Genomic DNA, 16,658 nt, shown 5'->3' with positions numbered 1-16,658 from the left:
CATGATGTTGTCGAATAAAAATATCAATGATGCGACAGCTTTGGTCGTACATAAAAAGTACTTTCTTAACAGCCAAAAAGAGCTCGTAGATACGCAGTGCCCCACAGTCAAAGTCAAGTTATCTGAAGCCTGTGTGCTAGATAGAAATCTTTTTTGGGCAACTACGAAGCAGTATTCAAAGTCTTCCTTAAATCAGATTTTTAATATTATCAAGGCACAAAGTAAAGCTTTGCCTCCATTTGAAGGTACGTTTTTTTGGCGTGCTAGAAACTTAAGCAAAAGTCATTTTAGTATTGAATATTTTGTCATCCCTAAAGATGTTTATCAGCTGATCCCTGATTCATGTGAATTCATCCTGCCACTTTATTGCGAAGTAGAAGACTCGAATAACTGGCCTCTCAGTCTAGCCCATAAAAATAGTAGCCAGCTCTCGTTATCCGAATCACAACTATTATGGTTTGATCTTATTGGACTTCGAATAAAGCGAAGTAAACCAAAAAGAAGTGAGCGGATCTCGAATAGAAACTTAGTTTATGGCCTTTTGGCTGCAGGTGTTATAACTGCTACCGTCCTTACTAGCTACGTCTTTTGGAATAAAATGACGTTAGACTCAGCAAAAGAATTAAACCAAGCTCAAGTGAATGAAAGTATTGATAAACGACGTCAATATAATAACCAGATTGACTCAGTTAAAGAATTACAGCAATTTTTAGCCGATAATCCAAATGTACTGAATAAACTTGCAGGTTTGCAATTAAATGTTAGGGATGTTCTGTTTGAAAGGGTCACAGTAATACCTAAAGGGGTTGAGCTGCGAGGTGTCACCGTGGGATCTGCAACTGATTTATTAAAGCAAGTTGTTAGCTCTCCCGGAGTCAAAGAAGCAAAGTTTTCAGGGCCAGTTATAAAGCAAAAAGCAGGCGGAGAGGCTTTTACAATAGAGGTAGTTTGGCTGTGAACTCACGTGAGCAATTGATAAAAAAATGGGGAGGGGCTGCTATAGGTCTTCTGATCTCCTTGGAGTTTTTAATCTTTCCTTGGATTGATTGGATTTCAAAATCAATGGATGAAATTGCCGCCGCTAGAGTGTTTGCATCTAAGCAAGCGGTTGTAGCTGCTCAGTATGATGAGATTGATGCACAACTAAAAATATTAGACTCTCAACTAGAGAATTACTCAGGTCTTCCGCAGTTAAGTGAAAAGGAGGATCCAGCGTTACTCTGGCTTGAAGTTGTTGATGTGGCGATTGAAAAAGTAGAAGTCCAAGTTAATAACAAAGCACCACAACGAGAAGTTGCTATTAACAGCACTTATTCTGCTTTTACCGGGATGATAAATGTGTCTGGAGATTATAATCGTATTCTAAATCTTTTATCCGAGTTAGAAGACATTAGTAAAGGAAATAGAGTTAGGCAAGCCTCCATGTTCCAATCTAAGGCTCGTAAAGGACATGTAACTGCTAACATTGAGTTTGTGAGGGTGTATAAAAAGAAATGAAAAACCTTCTAATACTGTGTAGTTTCATCATTGTTGCTATTTGGTGGGCACTGAAAATGATAATGGCTTCATATATTAATGTTAGTGAAAAGGAAAATAATCTGACAACGATCAATATTCACACGGAATCACCTCTGGATGTTGAAGCGCTATCAAGAAATCTAGGCGTGGAGTTTAAAAAGATCGACGATAAAAAGCTCGATGCTCCCTTGTACCAAGATGCACAACTGTCACTTATTGCTGTTTATACATCTGGCGAGTTAGCTGTAGCAAGGGTCAGGGTAAAGCTTAGTGATAGTGATGAATTTTTGAATATAAAAAAGGGTGACTCGTTTTATCAATATCTCATCACAGAAATTGATGTGAATAGCATTACATTGTCGCTTAAAGACACCCAACCGATAGAGTTAAAGATATTCAAGCCACTCACCGTGTCTGTTATGGCAAGTGAAGCTAATGGAGAAGTTTAGAATGATACCAATGCCTTCAAAGAAACTGTATTTGGCGATAATGTCAATATTGTTGGTCTCGGGCTGTGCAAGCAAAACTGGTTTACGGGACAAAGAGCTTCAAGTGGAAAAGTCCCTCCTAAACAAAAGGAATGAACAGGTTGCTACCGCCTCTGAAAAACAACAGGTTGAGGAGCAAGACCGACAGTTTAAAGAAGTTAACGTTGAAGATTGGGGGGGAATTACGCGTCTAAAAGAAGAAGCTAAATCTGCTCCTAAGCTTGAAGGCCCTGCTATTACTTTTTCGGCCGATGAAATGCCCGTAAAAGAATTTGCAAACAAGGTATTTCAAGAGTTGCTTGGAATTAACTATGTTATATCTCCTAAATTATCAGCTTCTAGAGATACTGTAACACTAAATCTTTCTTCTTCCATCGAGAGAACTGAATTCTACAGAGTTGCAATGAAAGCGCTAGAAGAGAGTGGCGTGACTAGCTTCAGAAAAGATGAAATTCTATACCTTTCGAAATCAAGTGGCGCGGAACAAAAAAATTCAATTGCGGTGGGAATAGGTAATAAAGTCAATGATATCCCTGAAGTTGCTGGCGCTATCACGCATATCGTACCGTATGTTTATAGTAGTAGTAGAAATATTACCAATATTCTTAGCAAATTATCGACAGCCAAAGTGACCGTTAACTCGTTACAAAAGCTTATTATTCTCGAAGGAGAGAGAGCTGAACTAGTGCGGGCTATAAAAATTATCAATATGCTTGATGTACCTCGTGCTTTTGGTCGTGAAATACGTTTATTTGAGTTTGCACACATTTCCCCTAGTGAGGGTATTGAACAAATAAAGGCGTTGTTGGAAGAAGATGGCTTAAGTGTATCGAAAGAAGGTGATGTCTCTTTTGTGCCATTACCACGCATAAATTCATTCGTGGCATACGCTGCAAGCCAAGATACAATTGAGCGTATTAGCTTTTGGGCTAGAAAAATAGATGTGCCATTAGCTGGTGATGAAAGGCAATACTTCATCTATAAGCCAAAGTATGCGAAAGCCGAAGATATGCGAGAGTCTTTGGATGTATTGTTACGAGGCAGAACATCAGGTGGGAGTGAGGATACCGCATCGAAAGGTGCTGTAAATAAAAGCGCAGAAAATGTTAAATTTAGCTTAGATAAACAGCAGAACGCGTTGATTTTTTACACAACTAAAGATGAGTATCGGCTAGTTGAATCACTATTGAAAAAAATGGATGTATTACCAGGGCAAGTAATACTGGATATCACGATTTTAGAGATCACACTGAATGACGAAATGTCATCAGGTATTAAGTGGCTATATAACCAAGCTGGCGCAAGTGGGTCTGATAAGCTGACGTTAGATCCGGGAGTCGGAACGCTATTTGGTCAAGCTATATCTGGCGATTGGAAGGCTGAGTTCAATTGGAAAGACTCTCTTGATGATGCAAGAGTGTTGTCACGACCCTATTTTATTGTTCGAGATGGTGAATCTGCGACGTTGAGTTCAGGTGATCAGATCCCGATAATTACTCAAACAGTTGAAAACCTTGGTAACAATAGCTCTGTATCAAACTCAGTGCAATATCGTTCAACAGGTATTAATGTATCTATTACTCCAATCATTAACTCTCAAGGTGTTGTGACTTTATCTGTTTCAATGTCTGTGAGTGATGGTAAACCTAACACACTTGGTGGGGTCTCCTCTCCAACTATTACAAACCGCTCAATTAGTACTGAAGTTTTATCTGGGGATGGTCAAACAGTAGCTTTAGGTGGACTGATCCAAGAGAAGAAAAGTGACTATACTCAGGGCGTTCCTGCGTTAGGTGAATTGCCTATTTTAGGAAACCTGTTCAAAGCTAAGGTGGATAGCTTACAGCGTACAGAGTTGATGATGCTTATTACGACTAAAGTAGTCAAGAGTGAATCAGAAGTTGACGAATTTGGTGAAGCGATATCAGAACTGTATAGCGCCCCAATTGTGATTAAATAAAAAATGCCTGTTCCGAGCTTTAACCCATCTTATCTTGTGTTGTAAGAGCTCGGAACAGAAAGCTATAGTATTATGGTGTACAACTTGATTACCTTTTTTTGAATATCATATGAGTAAGGTAGTTGATGACGAAAGCTGGGTACTGTTTTATTACACGATCTCTAACGTGTTTATGCATTATCATGCGTTGCAGCCATCTGAGACCTAGCTTTTTGATAATAGGATTATAGTAGTCTGGTTTTATAGAGGTTTGAGTCAAAAAGCCGCCACATGTAATTAGTAGCATTGGGCGGGTTAGCTTTTTCTTAGCTTCCACACAAAACTTCTCTTGATAGGGAGTTCCCATACCGACCAAAACTACGTCTACCTCTAAAGCTTCAATCTGATTTACTACAGGCTCGATATCATCAATATAACCATCTCTGTTGAACACGATATTTAGATTGGGGTACTGCTTCTTTAACACTTCCACAGCTTTAGCATTTTCAGAGCTTGTTGCTCCAATGACCGCCAAGCGTTTGTTATGTTGTTCAACGTATTCAAGGAAAGGTTTTGCAATAGAGCTGTAATCAAAGCTCGCCCTAGATATTTTGGGAGAGAAGAGATTGTGTAGCATGCAAAGTAGTGCACCATCGGAGAAATAGTAATCAATACCATCAATTAATGAGTCACTTTTTTGCACTTCGTAGTAAGAAAATGGGTTTACAAACGAGATCGCGATAGTTTTTTCCTGTAGAAATGCATTATTTCTTATTTCTGAAAATTGATGCCCAGAGTAGATCTTTCTATTTAAACTTGGTTTCATAGAGATTTGAACAGCTTATAGTAGTTGTGAACCGATGATTTTAGTGTGAACTCTTCAGTATCCACGGATTCCTTTATTACACCTTGCTCAATCAAATCAATATAACTTGCAAATTGAGTGGTATCACCAAAGGGCACAAGGTAGCCATATAATCCATTTCTCGTAAGCTCTTTCGGACCATATCGACAATCAAACGCAATGATGGGGGTTTTTAGGTAACTAGCTTCCACCAAAACGGTTGGGAGGCCTTCCCATCGAGAAGGTAATAGGATTGCCTTAGCGTGTTTAATATACTTATAAGGGTTGCTTGTTGCACCGTGTAAAATTACTTGAGACTCTAAATTGTACTTCTTTATTAAGGTTTCTAGCTTGGCTTTGTCAGGTCCATTACCTAGGATGACTACTTTACATGTCGGCTTTCCTAATTTGAGCAAACTTTCGAGCAGCAAATCGTAGCCCTTTTGATAATGCAGTCGCCCAACACAAACGTAATAGTCTTCATATTCAGGCATCGCCTGATCGGCTAATGTAAGAATATCTTCGCTCAAAACTGGGTTATAAATTCTAGTTATGTTGTTTTTTGAGCAAACGCCTAGTTTTATGAGATTCTGGAATATTCCGTCAGATACACATACTACTTTATCCATTTTACGATAAAGCAGTGTAGCCCCGATTCTTCGAATAACGTTTTTAACCCAACTTTCTTCGGGAAGTTGAATAGGAACGTGTTGTATTGCAACTGTTTTGCAGTGTTTTGGTAAAACGGCAGCCAATTTTGACAGCCCACCTTTTGTAAAGATAACGATGGTCGGTTTATATTGCTGTATTAACGTTTTGAAATTATTCAACTTTGATGCGCTATCACAAACAGTGGTGATACTCTCGAAGTCTTTTAATAAAGGGCCTTCTTTGCATACTGAGGTAGCTGCAATCTCAACATCATACTCTGATAAAAGCCCTTTTATTAACTGTAGAGTTACTCTCTCAACTCCACCTAAAGTAAAGTCCTCAAGTACAAATAGCAATTTCATTATCGACCTAGTATTCGTTTTATATTATGGAAAAATGAGTATTTGAAAATAGCATGATCAGCCGATGCTAGCACTCTAAGAGGGACCCATTGCCCTTTAATTATATGCTCCCAGCACTTCATAGCATTACGTTGTTTTTGATCCATTAAATGCTCATGCTTTGCTAAAAACTGATAGAATCCTTTTAGCCTATTTGGTGAGCGCGTTATGCTCACAGAGCTACTTTCGTGCTGAAGGTAGGTTGATTTAGGTAGTTTTAGCCCCGGACCAAAGCGTTCGATGAACCGCACCCATGTGTCGTAATCCTGCCAAGCTTTAAATTCTTCATCAAACCCGCCAATCTCTCTTAGATGTTCTGTTTTGCAGAAGATTTGATTACCTACTTTATTGATAACCAGCATACTTTCTATAGAGATAGGCCCGATGAAAAATGGATGCTCTTTTTGGGTTGAGCCTTTGCATATTGTGACTGGCGTACAGAGAAAACTATATTGTGGTTGCCATGAGCTTAGCAGTACTTCTAATCTATCAGGGCTAAACTCGTCATCATCATCGAGCCCCGTAATAAACTCACCTTGGGCAGCCTGAATAGCAGTATTCCTAGCATGGCACGCACCTTTGGCTTTATCATTATGAAATACTCTGATCTGATCGCTTTGGATCGAATCTAAAAATGCTTTTGTCCCATCACTAGAACCGTCATTAACAATTATTAATTCCCAATTACCATAGCTCTGAGCTTGAACACTTAATAGCGCCCGTTTCAGGTTGTCTAATCTATTATGGGTAGGCATGTATATGGTGATTAATGGGGAAGTGCTTGGGTGCTTAAGACTGACGGTCATAATTCTCTTAATCTGTAGGCGTAAGTATTCAATTAGCCACAATACTACCCAGCAATAGTAAGGTATAGGGAGCAACGTGAACAGTATCGATAGTCGATGTGAGTCATGCTGCACCAACTGAGCGTGCGAATAATACTGTGTTAACTTCTGGAATAAATATTGAACCCCATATTTTTACATAAGAGTCCTTTCTTGTGAATCTATTTATCGTCAGCTTTTTGTTTCAAAGCTGTACTTTTTTGAGAAAGAACCATTTTTATTAATAATTAACTTGAATCTTCATGAGAACTGAATTCAGATGCTCCGGCGAAAGAGAGTTCACTTGAGAGATATTGTACTGGAGATAACAATTATTAACAGCAAGAGGCTTTTTATTTACAGCTTAACGGGAGATGATGATTGACGACGAAATCCCCTTTCATAGTGCATAAGTAATCTAAATCAAGTACACTATGTCGGTTTTGAATTACAATTGTTGCGCTATTTCCATTTGTAATTTGTCTGTATCAATGTTGATTGCCGTGTAAGAGCACGAGTAGACGAATGAGTTATATGATTTTGGAGTGTTTTTAATGGAGCTCATGCTGGCCTTATTTTTTTCGTTCGTGATGTCTCTTGTAGCGATTGGGGTAGTGAGACCTGTTGCGATTCGTTTCAACCTCGTCGACAAACCAAATGAACGGAAGAAACACGAGGGAAATATTCCATTAATAGGTGGAATTGCAGTTTTTTGCAGCGTTTCTGTTACCGCAAGCCTCTTTTTCCCCCTAAATAATGAACTAGCCAGTTATCTGTTTGCTTCGGGTCTAATGGTCATGCTTGGAGTTATGGATGATCGACATGATTTAAGTGTTCGGATTAGGGTGTTTTTTCAAGTTGTCGTAGCTACATTGATGATAGTTTCGACGGACGGCTACATCGAGAACTTGGGTAATATCTTGTTTTTTGGTGATGTAAACCTCGCTTGGTTTGGTGTTATCTTTACTTATGTGGCGGTTATTGGAATTATCAACGCCTTTAATATGGTTGATGGGATAGATGGGCTACTCGGTTCAATGGCTATTATCACGCTAATTTCTATTTCATTTCTCTTGTTTAGTGGTGGTCAAACTAGCTTATTGTCGATTTTATTGGTTGCGGCTCTCGTTCCATATCTAATATTCAATTTAGGTGTATTTGGTACGCAGTATAAAAAAATATTTATGGGTGATGCTGGCAGCATGTTTATTGGCTTCACGGTAGTTTGGTTACTTGTAATTAATACGCAGGGGGAATTTAGTTCATTTCGTCCCGTTACAGCCTTGTGGATTGTAGCTGTTCCACTTATGGATATGGCTGCGATTATTATTCGGCGAATTAGAAAAGGGAAATCTCCCTTCAGTCCAGACCGTGACCATCTGCATCACATCTTTCTTCGAGCTGGTTTTACCTCAAAGCAAGCATTAGCCATTATTTCAGTTATCGGTATTCTATTTGCTATGGTAGGACTTGTTGGCGAGGTATATCAGGTATCAGAGGGATTAATGTTTTTGCTATTTATTGCGATATTCATTAGTTATAACTATGCAATATTACATGTTTGGCGAATCTTAAAGTGGTACAGAAAGCGCACAGCAATAAGGTAAAGTAGTAATGAATAAAGGAAAATCGTTCAATATCACAGTAGTAGGAACGGGTTATGTTGGTCTTTCTAACGCTCTGTTACTAGCCCAGCACAATAACGTTATTGCACTGGATGTTGTTCAAGAAAAAGTTGAGTTGCTAAATCGTGGTGTTTCTCCAATTGAAGATAAAGAGATCTCATCCTACTTATCTTCTAGTGACTTATGCTTCTCTGCAACTGTGGATAAACAGCGAGCATACGATAATGCTGAAATTATCATCATCGCAACACCGACAGACTATGATCCTGAGACAAATTACTTTAATACATCGTCTGTTGAAGCAGTTCTTCATGATATTAAAAGGTATGCTCCATCAGCTTCTGTATTTATCAAGTCAACTGTGCCAGTGGGCTATACTGAGAAGATAAAGGCGCAGTTTCAATTCGAAAATTTAACTTTCTCTCCAGAATTTCTTCGCGAAGGAAAGGCTTTACATGATAATTTGTATCCATCGAGAATAATTGTTGGTGGTTACACTGATATAGCGAAAACCTTTGCACAGCTTCTTCAGCAGGGGGCAAAAAAAGCAGATATTCCTCTACTTTTTACAGATTCAACTGAAGCTGAAGCGATAAAGCTGTTTTCTAACACTTACTTAGCGATGCGCGTCGCTTACTTCAACGAATTAGATAGTTATGCAGAGGCGCATGGACTGAGTAGTCGGCAGATAATAGAGGGAGTGGGGCTGGACCCTAGAATTGGAAATCACTATAACAACCCTTCATTTGGTTATGGAGGTTATTGTCTGCCTAAAGACACTAAGCAGTTGTTGGCTAACTATCAAGATGTTCCAAACAATATGATAGGTGCAATAGTAGAAGCTAATACCACTAGGAAAGACTTTATTGCTAATTCAATTTTGGCAAAAAAACCTCAAGTCGTTGGGATTTATAGGCTTATTATGAAAGCAGGCTCTGATAACTTTAGAGCTTCCGCTATTCAGGGGGTGATGAAACGCATCAAAGCTAAAGGTGTAACGGTGATAGTTTATGAACCTAGCTATGATGGAGAGCATTTTTTTAACTCCGAAATTGTAAAGTCTATCTCTGAACTAAAAGAACGCAGTGATATCATTGTCTCAAATAGAATGGTTGAAGAACTTATAGACGTTAAAAGTAAAGTATATACAAGAGATATATTTGGCTGCGATTAAATAAACACCGTTCTATTAAGCTTAATTGTTAAGTGCTATAAGCATCAAAATTGATTGTAGCTAGCTAAATATCAATAGCTTATGGCTTTCTCAGTCTAAAAATCCATATTTTTTTGTTTTTCACAGTAATGGGCAATAGTTGAAGCTAAGGTTATTAACTATTGCTTTGCTGAACTGTGAATATAAAAAGTAATTTATAAGGGTATATTTTGAAGATTCTAGTTACAGGTGGTGCAGGATTTATCGGCTCTGCTGTTGTTCGCCATATTATTAATAAAACCAGTGACTCGGTTGTAAATCTGGATAAATTAACTTATGCGGGCAACTTAGAGTCAATTGAGAATGTCGAGAAAGATGAGCGCTATGACTTTGAGTTGGTGGATATTTGTGATCGCGCTGAACTAGATAGAGTATTTAAACAACATCAACCTGATGCAGTAATGCATTTAGCGGCAGAAAGTCATGTGGACCGCTCTATTACCGGACCTGCTGAGTTTATTCAAACTAATATTGTAGGCACTTATAATTTATTAGAGGCTTCAAGGGTATATTGGAATTCGCTAGGTGAAGACCGAAAAGCTAAGTTCAGGTTTCATCACATCTCAACAGATGAAGTTTATGGAGATCTACCTCACCCAGACCAATTTGAACAAGCTGCTAAATTGCCGCTATTTACTGAGCAAACGGCTTATGCTCCAAGCAGCCCATACTCAGCAAGTAAAGCTTCTAGTGACCATTTGGTTAGGGCGTGGTTGCGCACATATGGATTACCAACGATAGTTACAAACTGCTCAAACAACTACGGCCCTTTTCACTTTCCTGAAAAGTTAATCCCACTTGTTATTCTGAATGCGCTCGAAGGGCAGCCATTACCAGTTTATGGCAAAGGAGACCAAATTAGAGATTGGTTATATGTTGAAGATCACGCTGAAGCTTTGTATACCGTTGTTACAGAGGGCAGAGTTGGAGAAACCTATAATATTGGCGGGCACAACGAGAAGCAGAACATTGATGTGGTTGAAAGTATCTGTAAATTGTTAGATGAACTAGTGCCAAAAGACTCAAAGTATGCGGAGCAAATCACCTTTGTAAATGACCGTCCAGGCCATGATCGTCGCTATGCAATTGATTCTACCAAAATGCAGATTGAACTGAATTGGACACCAAAAGAGACATTTGAATCTGGATTAAGAAAGACCGTTCAGTGGTATTTAGCTAATCAAAAGTGGTGTCGGAATGTTCAGGATGGTTCATATAATAGATCGCGGTTAGGCGAAATTTAGAATTTGTAAGTTGAGGATATAATGAGAGGAATAATTTTGGCCGGAGGGTCGGGTACACGACTATATCCACTAACACGAGGCGTTTCAAAGCAATTGCTGCCAGTTTACGATAAGCCAATGATTTATTACCCTTTATCAACTCTTATGTTGGCTGGAATTAGGGATATTTTGATAATTACAACTCCAGAGGACAATGAAGGTTTTAAACGTTTGCTAGGGAATGGTAGTGACTTTGGCATTAACTTAAGTTATGCGGTACAGGAGTCACCAGATGGCCTTGCGCAGGCATTTGTTATTGGTGAAGAGTTCATAGGTGATGAAAGTGTTTGCTTAGTGCTTGGAGATAATATTTTCTATGGCCAATCGTTTAGCAATGCTTTGAAAGCAGCAACTAAGCGCGAAGGAGCTACAGTTTTTGGTTATCAAGTAAAAGATCCTGAACGCTTCGGAGTGGTTGAATTCGATGAGCAGATGAGAGCAATTTCGATTGAAGAAAAACCAGTTACTCCAAAATCCAATTATGCCGTAACTGGTTTATATTTCTATGATAATCGAGTAGTTGAGTTTGCCAAACAGGTAACGCCATCTGAGCGTGGTGAGCTTGAGATAACATCAATTAATGATATGTACTTACAAGATGGCAGTTTAAATGTTGAACTGCTCGGAAGAGGGTTCGCTTGGCTGGATACTGGAACCCATGAAAGTTTGCACGAAGCCTCTTCTTTTGTCCAAACAATTGAAAACGTGCAAGGTTTGAAAGTCGCATGCTTAGAGGAAATTGCTTGGCGAAATGGTTGGCTAAGTTCAGATGAAATTCTAGAAATAGCAAAGCCAATGCTCAAGAATGAGTATGGCCAGTATTTGAATCGGTTGGTATCTAAAGGGTAAGTAATGAAAATACTCGTCGCAGGGAAAAATGGTCAGGTAGGGCAAAGCCTTGTATCAATACTTGAACAACAAGAAGAAGTTACTTTTTTAGCGCTGGGTAGAGAAGAGCTTGATATAACAGATATAAGTCAAGTTTCAAAGTGTGTTTCTAGTTTTAAACCAGATGTTATTATTAATGCTGCTGCGTATACAGCAGTGGACAATGCTGAAAATGAGATTGAGGCTGCGTTCTTGGTTAATCGAGACGGGGCTAGAAATTTGGCCATTGCAGCTGATGAGCACGATGCGGCGATTCTGCATATATCAACAGATTATGTATTCGCTGGAGACAGTTCGGGGTTATATACTGAACTCGATACTGAGAGCCCGCAAAATGTTTATGGGCGAAGCAAGCAAGCAGGAGAACAGCAAGTAAGAGAGTCTTGCGAGCGCCATATAATTCTTCGTACTGCATGGGTTTTTAGTGAATATGGCAATAACTTTGTAAAGACAATGCTGAGGTTAGCACAGTCTAAAAAGTCATTGGGTATCGTTGCTGACCAATTTGGTGGTCCGACTTACGCAGGAGACATAGCTCATGCTTTGTTGTCAGTGGCTCACTCTATTTATAATAGAAAAGCTAAGTTTGGAGTCTATCATTTTTCTGGTTTTCCCTATGTAAGCTGGCATGAGTTTGCTCACGTGATTTTCCAAAGGGCGCTAGAGCGCGGAATCATATCCACTCCGATCACACTTACCCAGCTTACAACAGAAGAATACCCAACATTGGCCTCAAGACCGGCTAATTCTAAATTAAATTGTCAAAAAATATTTGAACAATTTGCAATATCTCAAAGCGATTGGCGACTGCAATTACAACAGATAGAAAAATACCAATAGGCAGATATAAATAGATGAACGTAATTGATACAAATATACCCGCTGTCAAAATTATAGAACCTCGCGTTTTTGAAGATAGTAGAGGTTTTTTCATGGAAACATGGAATCAACAGAGGTTTGAAGCTCTGGTGACTCATCAAAAAACTGAATTTGTCCAAGACAATCATTCCAAGTCTAGCAAAGGTATTTTACGTGGACTTCATCTACAAAAAGAACATACTCAAGGAAAACTGGTGAGAGTTGTATCTGGAGAAGTCTTTGATGTTGCGGTTGATTTACGCAAAGATTCACCGACATATGGCCAATGGGTCGGAGAATATCTATCTGCTGATAACAAGCGCCAATTATGGGTACCTGAAGGGTTTGGGCATGGCTTTTATGTTGTAAGTGAACATGCAGAGTTTGTCTATAAGTGTACCGATTATTACCACCCTCAGTCAGAAGTCACTATTGCTTGGGATGATAAGGAGCTCGCGATTAAATGGCCTTTAAAAGGTCAACCTCTCCTTTCGGAAAAGGATAAAGAGGGGATCTCGCTCAAAGAGTTTCAATACTAAAACCAAGGCCTATTTCACTTTAAATATCAGCTGAGGATTAGTTAATCAATTAGTTTTAAGTCTGGTTGAAGTTACTCCCTGTCTAGTTGCTGGGAGTGGATTCAACCTAATCGTGCTAAATGAGTATTAGGAAGCTGACTACTGTGTAAAAATTCACACTCTACTTAATAAAAGTACACTCACTCGGTGTAGAAAACTCATATATGAAAATATCAAGCTTATTTGAGAACAAGCTAGTCAAAGGTGTATTCGTTGTTGCAACTGGTACTGCTGGCGCTCAGCTAATAACAATTCTTTGTTCCCCAATTATCACACGTTTATATGGTCCTGAATTATTTGGACTATTGGGAAGTTTTACTGCATTGGCGACAATGTTATTGCCGTTAATGACCTTTAGCTATTCAATGGCGGTAATTCTGCCCAAAAAAGAAAGTACAGCGATACGATTAGCGATATTGTCTTTGGTTTTTGCACTAGGTTGGTCGTTAGTCATTTTTATTGTTCTGTATAGTAGCAATGATATTTTACTTGGGTACTTTTCGTTAAGCGAACTCAATGCAATAGAAGTCATAATTTCTGTATATGTACTGCTGCTAGCTGCACTAGAAGTGTTCACATACTTGGCGCTCAGGAAAAAGTACTTTTCTTTAAATTCAAAGGTTTTACTGTTTCAGTCTTTGCTAAGTAATGGGTTAAAGCTGGGACTTGGCAGTACTTTGAATTCCCCAATTACCCTTATTGCAATTACAACGTTTGTAACAGCTGTCAGCGTCATTACTTATTTTTATGTTTTTCGAAGAAGCATTATTGAAACACCCTTCAAAATGAGTCATACACATTACAGTCGCGCTCTTGCATATAAGTTTAAAGACTTTTTTAAATACCGTACCCCACAACGGCTGTTAGCTGGGCTTAATCAGTCTCTGCCAATTATTTTGCTAGCGTCTCTATTTGGAGCACCAGCTGCAGGCTTCTTTACTTTGTGTCGTAGTATTTTGACGATGCCACTGAACCTAATTGCTAAGTCTGTAAGTGATGTTTTGTATCCAAATATTAGTGAGCGTTTTGCCTCTGGTATCCCTATCTTCGGACTTCTTTTAAAGTCCACGCTAGTCCTTGTACTCATTGGAGTCATTCCAATGATAGTTTTAATTTTATTTGCCCCTTGGTTATTTAGTACTGTTTTTGGCTCAGAGTGGCATCAGGCAGGAGTATATGCTCAGTGGTTTAGTGTGTGGCTCTTTTTCAACTTTATCAACCGACCTTGTGTTGCAGCAGTCGCAGTGCTGAAGTTTGAAAAGGTACTATTAGTCAACAGCATATTTAATACAGGATTAGTTTTATCCGCTTTTTATCTTGGTGGTGCATTGGGTAGTGACGTTACCGCAGTGGCACTTTTCTCAATTGCAGGTATCATACCTCAATTAGTTATCATTGGTGGCGTTTTACTAAAAGCAAAGCGCCATAGTAAATACAAATCGTGTTAGGGTTGTGTGTGAAAAAAATAGTTTTACTTGGGGCATTTGATCGTTACAACTACGGCGATAACCTTATGCCGATTCTCTTTGAAAGATTCATAAAAAAATATAGACCAGAGGTGCTTGAGGAGTTCCAGCTTGAATATGCAGCAGTTAGCAAAGCTGATTTAACCAACTACAAATGCTTACCTAGCGAATCAATTAATAACTATACGACGCTTCTCAACGATGGATCTGCGGTAATCGTAATAGGTGGTGAAGTGCTTTGCGCAACGAATGCAACTTTGTATCTTCACATGCAAAAAAGCGCACTCTTTAATAAGTTTCTAACGCTCGTAAAAAAGGCGACCAGAAGATACTTTTCACTCTATTCTGATTGGTTTTATTCAGCTAAATGGGAATATCCATTTATCGTCGATCCTGCAAGCTTTGACGCTTCTGTAAAGGTTATTTATAACACTGTTGGTGGTGGTATTCAGTGGTTGAGACCAAAAGATAAAAAAACGGTGGTCGATCGTCTCAATAAAGCATCTTATGTATCGGTACGAGATACCCGGACACAAGCTCAGGTACAGGAACTAACTTCTGAGACAGGATTGGCGCCAGACTCAGCATTTTTGATGTCAGATTTAGTTGACGATGATACCTTTGCCGAGCACGTATCAGAAAAAGTAAGGCTAGCATGTAGTGAAGACTATATTGTATTTCAAGCCGCACCTACAAAAGTTGGAAACTCGATAGAAAGTGTAGTTGAGAATCTCAAGAGCATAGCGCAAAAAAATAGTAAAAAAATTATCTTATTACCAATTGGTTATGCTTCGGGTCATGACGACAATGAGTATTTAGTAAAACTCAGTGCAATTTTGGACTATCAACACGAATTACTTTACCCACTGAATGTATGGGAAATTATGTATGTGATTAAACAGTCCTCGCTCTTCATCGGGACAAGCTTACACGGAGTGATTACTGCAATGGCTTATGCAAAGCCTCATGTCGGTTTAAATCCACAAATCCCTAAATTAGATAGTTTCCTTAAAGATTGGAGCCTAGCTCCATTCAATAAGTGCTTAGACATGAGGAATGCTGCAAAGATTCTTGACCATGTCGATAACGAATGTTTAGAGAAGCTAAAAGAAAATAGGGACAGAATTAATCAAGCTATTATTGAAAATAACAATAAAATCTTAGATATCATCAAGGAAAAGTGAGGTGAGTCTAGAATTTGATACTGCCATTTTGGTCTTGTTATATAACAAAGAGATAAGCGAAAGTGACACATTAAACTCACTGCTACGATCTAAGATTAAATATAAAAATGCTAGACTAGTTATTTGGAATAATGGGCCTAAGGCATTGAAATTTAAAGATGTGTCTCAATTTCAACAGGTTGGTTATGAAGTTGTAATTGAAGAAACTATTGAAAATCACTCATTGGCTGCGATTTACAATCGGTTTATTCGCGAAACAACGAGTGAAAAATATATTTTTTTAGATGATGATTCGCAGCTTAATGAAGGTTACATTGACGCTTCAGCGCAAGCAGTCTCTGATCGGATAGCCATGCCATTGATTAAATCATCGGGGCAGATCGTTAACCCTGTTATTAATGGTCGGCCGGCAAATCCAAGTGCTCAAATAGGGCAACAAGACAAAGTGATTACAATTGGAAGTGGTCTTATTGTTGGAAAAGACATTGCAAATAAGTTAGAAGCTTTATTTGGAAGTGTGTTTGATGAGCGCTTTTATTTATATGGGGTAGATACTACATTCTGTTTTCGGGTATTCCTAGCGAAACTCTCTGAAGCAATTGTGATAATCCCTGGGTTTGAACATTCATTGTCACGACATCAAAAAGAAAGTGCTGAGGTCATTGCTTTTAGAAGACTTGAGCGAAGTTATGATTTGGGTCTTACACTGCGTTACTACACACCATTAGTTAAGCAATTGATAATACTTACCAAAGTATGCAGCGATACTTTGGCTAAACGTTTGTTTAATGGTCAGCCAACCTTTGATTTAGCTCCTTTATTTAAAGCGCTTTTCTCAGGAAAACATTATCGTAAGCGATAAGTATATTTTTAGTGAGACCAGCTCGCAACATAGTAA

16 protein-coding genes are annotated in these 16,658 nt (G+C 38.7%); 13 read left to right on the top strand and 3 right to left on the bottom strand.

The genetic code is table 11. The annotated features are described in order from the left end of the window. Nucleotide 1: 1 nt before the first annotated feature. The 4 genes from DRB05_RS21650 to DRB05_RS21635 are packed head-to-tail and all read left to right on the top strand — an operon-like array spanning nt 2 to nt 3,966. Entirely contained in the window at nt 2-958 is a 957-nt protein-coding gene (locus tag DRB05_RS21650) for a hypothetical protein (RefSeq protein ID WP_128728756.1), read from the top strand. Next, nucleotides 955-1,497, top strand: coding sequence for a hypothetical protein (locus DRB05_RS21645; protein WP_128728755.1), 543 nt, complete (start codon nt 955-957; stop codon nt 1,495-1,497). Before DRB05_RS21650 ends, DRB05_RS21645 begins: the two co-directional genes overlap by 4 nt. Continuing rightward, nucleotides 1,494-1,967 carry a hypothetical protein gene (locus DRB05_RS21640; protein ID WP_128728754.1) on the top strand — a complete coding sequence of 158 codons (474 nt, stop codon included), beginning with the start codon at nt 1,494-1,496 and terminating at the stop codon, nt 1,965-1,967. The genes DRB05_RS21645 and DRB05_RS21640 overlap by 4 nt, the downstream gene beginning before the upstream one ends. A 10-nt stretch (nt 1,968-1,977) precedes the next feature. Further along, nucleotides 1,978-3,966 carry a secretin N-terminal domain-containing protein gene (locus DRB05_RS21635; RefSeq protein WP_205125747.1) on the top strand — a complete coding sequence of 663 codons (1,989 nt, stop codon included), beginning with the start codon at nt 1,978-1,980 and terminating at the stop codon, nt 3,964-3,966. 88 nt (nt 3,967-4,054) lie between these two features. On the opposite strand, the gene DRB05_RS21630 is transcribed toward DRB05_RS21635, so the two are convergent. Genes DRB05_RS21630 through DRB05_RS21620 form a run of 3 tightly spaced genes read right to left on the bottom strand, consistent with a single transcriptional unit; the run spans nt 4,055 to nt 6,647 of the window. Beyond that, on the bottom strand, nt 4,055-4,771 hold the full coding sequence (locus DRB05_RS21630; protein ID WP_128728752.1) for a WecB/TagA/CpsF family glycosyltransferase: 717 nt from the start codon (nt 4,769-4,771) through the stop codon (nt 4,055-4,057). Beyond that, nucleotides 4,768-5,802, bottom strand: coding sequence for a glycosyltransferase (locus tag DRB05_RS21625; protein WP_128728751.1), 1,035 nt, complete (start codon nt 5,800-5,802; stop codon nt 4,768-4,770). The genes DRB05_RS21630 and DRB05_RS21625 overlap by 4 nt, the downstream gene beginning before the upstream one ends. Continuing rightward, the gene (locus DRB05_RS21620) at nt 5,802-6,647 is read right to left on the bottom strand and encodes a glycosyltransferase (protein ID WP_128728750.1); all 846 of its coding nucleotides are present in this window, start codon (nt 6,645-6,647) and stop codon (nt 5,802-5,804) included. Before DRB05_RS21620 ends, DRB05_RS21625 begins: the two co-directional genes overlap by 1 nt. A 572-nt stretch (nt 6,648-7,219) precedes the next feature. Between DRB05_RS21620 and wecA the strand changes: the two genes are divergently transcribed. The 9 genes from wecA to DRB05_RS21575 all read left to right on the top strand — a co-directional run bounded on the left by wecA (nt 7,220) and on the right by DRB05_RS21575 (nt 16,622). After that, the gene (wecA, locus tag DRB05_RS21615) at nt 7,220-8,272 is read left to right on the top strand and encodes a UDP-N-acetylglucosamine--undecaprenyl-phosphate N-acetylglucosaminephosphotransferase (RefSeq protein ID WP_128728749.1); all 1,053 of its coding nucleotides are present in this window, start codon (nt 7,220-7,222) and stop codon (nt 8,270-8,272) included. 7 nt (nt 8,273-8,279) lie between these two features. Then, nucleotides 8,280-9,464 carry a nucleotide sugar dehydrogenase gene (locus DRB05_RS21610; protein ID WP_128728748.1) on the top strand — a complete coding sequence of 395 codons (1,185 nt, stop codon included), beginning with the start codon at nt 8,280-8,282 and terminating at the stop codon, nt 9,462-9,464. 209 nt (nt 9,465-9,673) lie between these two features. Further along, nucleotides 9,674-10,747 (top strand): dTDP-glucose 4,6-dehydratase, encoded by a 1,074-nt coding sequence (gene rfbB, locus DRB05_RS21605; protein ID WP_128728747.1) that lies wholly within the window; start codon nt 9,674-9,676, stop codon nt 10,745-10,747. 21 nt (nt 10,748-10,768) lie between these two features. After that, a complete protein-coding gene (gene rfbA / locus DRB05_RS21600; RefSeq protein ID WP_128728746.1) occupies nt 10,769-11,635 on the top strand; it encodes a glucose-1-phosphate thymidylyltransferase RfbA in 867 nt (288 codons plus the stop codon). A gap of 3 nt (nt 11,636-11,638) precedes the next feature. Next, nucleotides 11,639-12,514, top strand: a complete 876-nt coding sequence (gene rfbD / locus DRB05_RS21595) for a dTDP-4-dehydrorhamnose reductase (protein ID WP_128728745.1) — start codon at nt 11,639-11,641, stop codon at nt 12,512-12,514. 14 nt (nt 12,515-12,528) lie between these two features. Then, nucleotides 12,529-13,071, top strand: coding sequence for a dTDP-4-dehydrorhamnose 3,5-epimerase (gene rfbC, locus DRB05_RS21590; RefSeq protein WP_128728744.1), 543 nt, complete (start codon nt 12,529-12,531; stop codon nt 13,069-13,071). A 203-nt stretch (nt 13,072-13,274) separates the two neighbouring features. Beyond that, on the top strand, nt 13,275-14,558 hold the full coding sequence (locus DRB05_RS21585; RefSeq protein WP_128728743.1) for an oligosaccharide flippase family protein: 1,284 nt from the start codon (nt 13,275-13,277) through the stop codon (nt 14,556-14,558). An 8-nt stretch (nt 14,559-14,566) separates the two neighbouring features. Next, entirely contained in the window at nt 14,567-15,760 is a 1,194-nt protein-coding gene (locus DRB05_RS21580; protein WP_128728742.1) for a polysaccharide pyruvyl transferase family protein, read from the top strand. Nucleotide 15,761: 1 nt separating this feature from the next. Next, complete coding sequence (locus DRB05_RS21575; protein WP_128728741.1) at nt 15,762-16,622, top strand: hypothetical protein; 861 nt, start codon at nt 15,762-15,764, stop codon at nt 16,620-16,622. Nucleotides 16,623-16,658 lie beyond the last annotated feature (36 nt).

The organism is Pseudoalteromonas sp. A757 (genome assembly GCF_004103285.1).
Lineage (GTDB): Bacteria > Pseudomonadota > Gammaproteobacteria > Enterobacterales > Alteromonadaceae > Pseudoalteromonas > Pseudoalteromonas galatheae.
Note: the sequence above shows the minus strand (reverse complement) of the source record. Positions and strands in the feature narration are given on the sequence as shown.

What these genes read in the sequence shown, in the direction of transcription:
- DRB05_RS21640 (WP_128728754.1), top strand. Translation starts at nt 1,494, where the DNA reads ATGAAAAACCTTCTAATACTGTGTAGTTTCATCATTGTTGCTATTTGG.
- rfbA (WP_128728746.1), top strand. Translation starts at nt 10,769, where the DNA reads ATGAGAGGAATAATTTTGGCCGGAGGGTCGGGTACACGACTATATCCA.
- DRB05_RS21635 (WP_205125747.1), top strand. Translation starts at nt 1,978, where the DNA reads ATGCCTTCAAAGAAACTGTATTTGGCGATAATGTCAATATTGTTGGTC.
- DRB05_RS21625 (WP_128728751.1), bottom strand. Translation starts at nt 5,802, where the DNA reads ATGAAATTGCTATTTGTACTTGAGGACTTTACTTTAGGTGGAGTTGAG.
- DRB05_RS21620 (WP_128728750.1), bottom strand. Translation starts at nt 6,647, where the DNA reads ATGACCGTCAGTCTTAAGCACCCAAGCACTTCCCCATTAATCACCATA.
- wecA (WP_128728749.1), top strand. Translation starts at nt 7,220, where the DNA reads ATGGAGCTCATGCTGGCCTTATTTTTTTCGTTCGTGATGTCTCTTGTA.
- DRB05_RS21585 (WP_128728743.1), top strand. Translation starts at nt 13,275, where the DNA reads ATGAAAATATCAAGCTTATTTGAGAACAAGCTAGTCAAAGGTGTATTC.
- rfbC (WP_128728744.1), top strand. Translation starts at nt 12,529, where the DNA reads ATGAACGTAATTGATACAAATATACCCGCTGTCAAAATTATAGAACCT.
- rfbD (WP_128728745.1), top strand. Translation starts at nt 11,639, where the DNA reads ATGAAAATACTCGTCGCAGGGAAAAATGGTCAGGTAGGGCAAAGCCTT.
- DRB05_RS21650 (WP_128728756.1), top strand. Translation starts at nt 2, where the DNA reads ATGATGTTGTCGAATAAAAATATCAATGATGCGACAGCTTTGGTCGTA.
- DRB05_RS21610 (WP_128728748.1), top strand. Translation starts at nt 8,280, where the DNA reads ATGAATAAAGGAAAATCGTTCAATATCACAGTAGTAGGAACGGGTTAT.
- DRB05_RS21630 (WP_128728752.1), bottom strand. Translation starts at nt 4,771, where the DNA reads ATGAAACCAAGTTTAAATAGAAAGATCTACTCTGGGCATCAATTTTCA.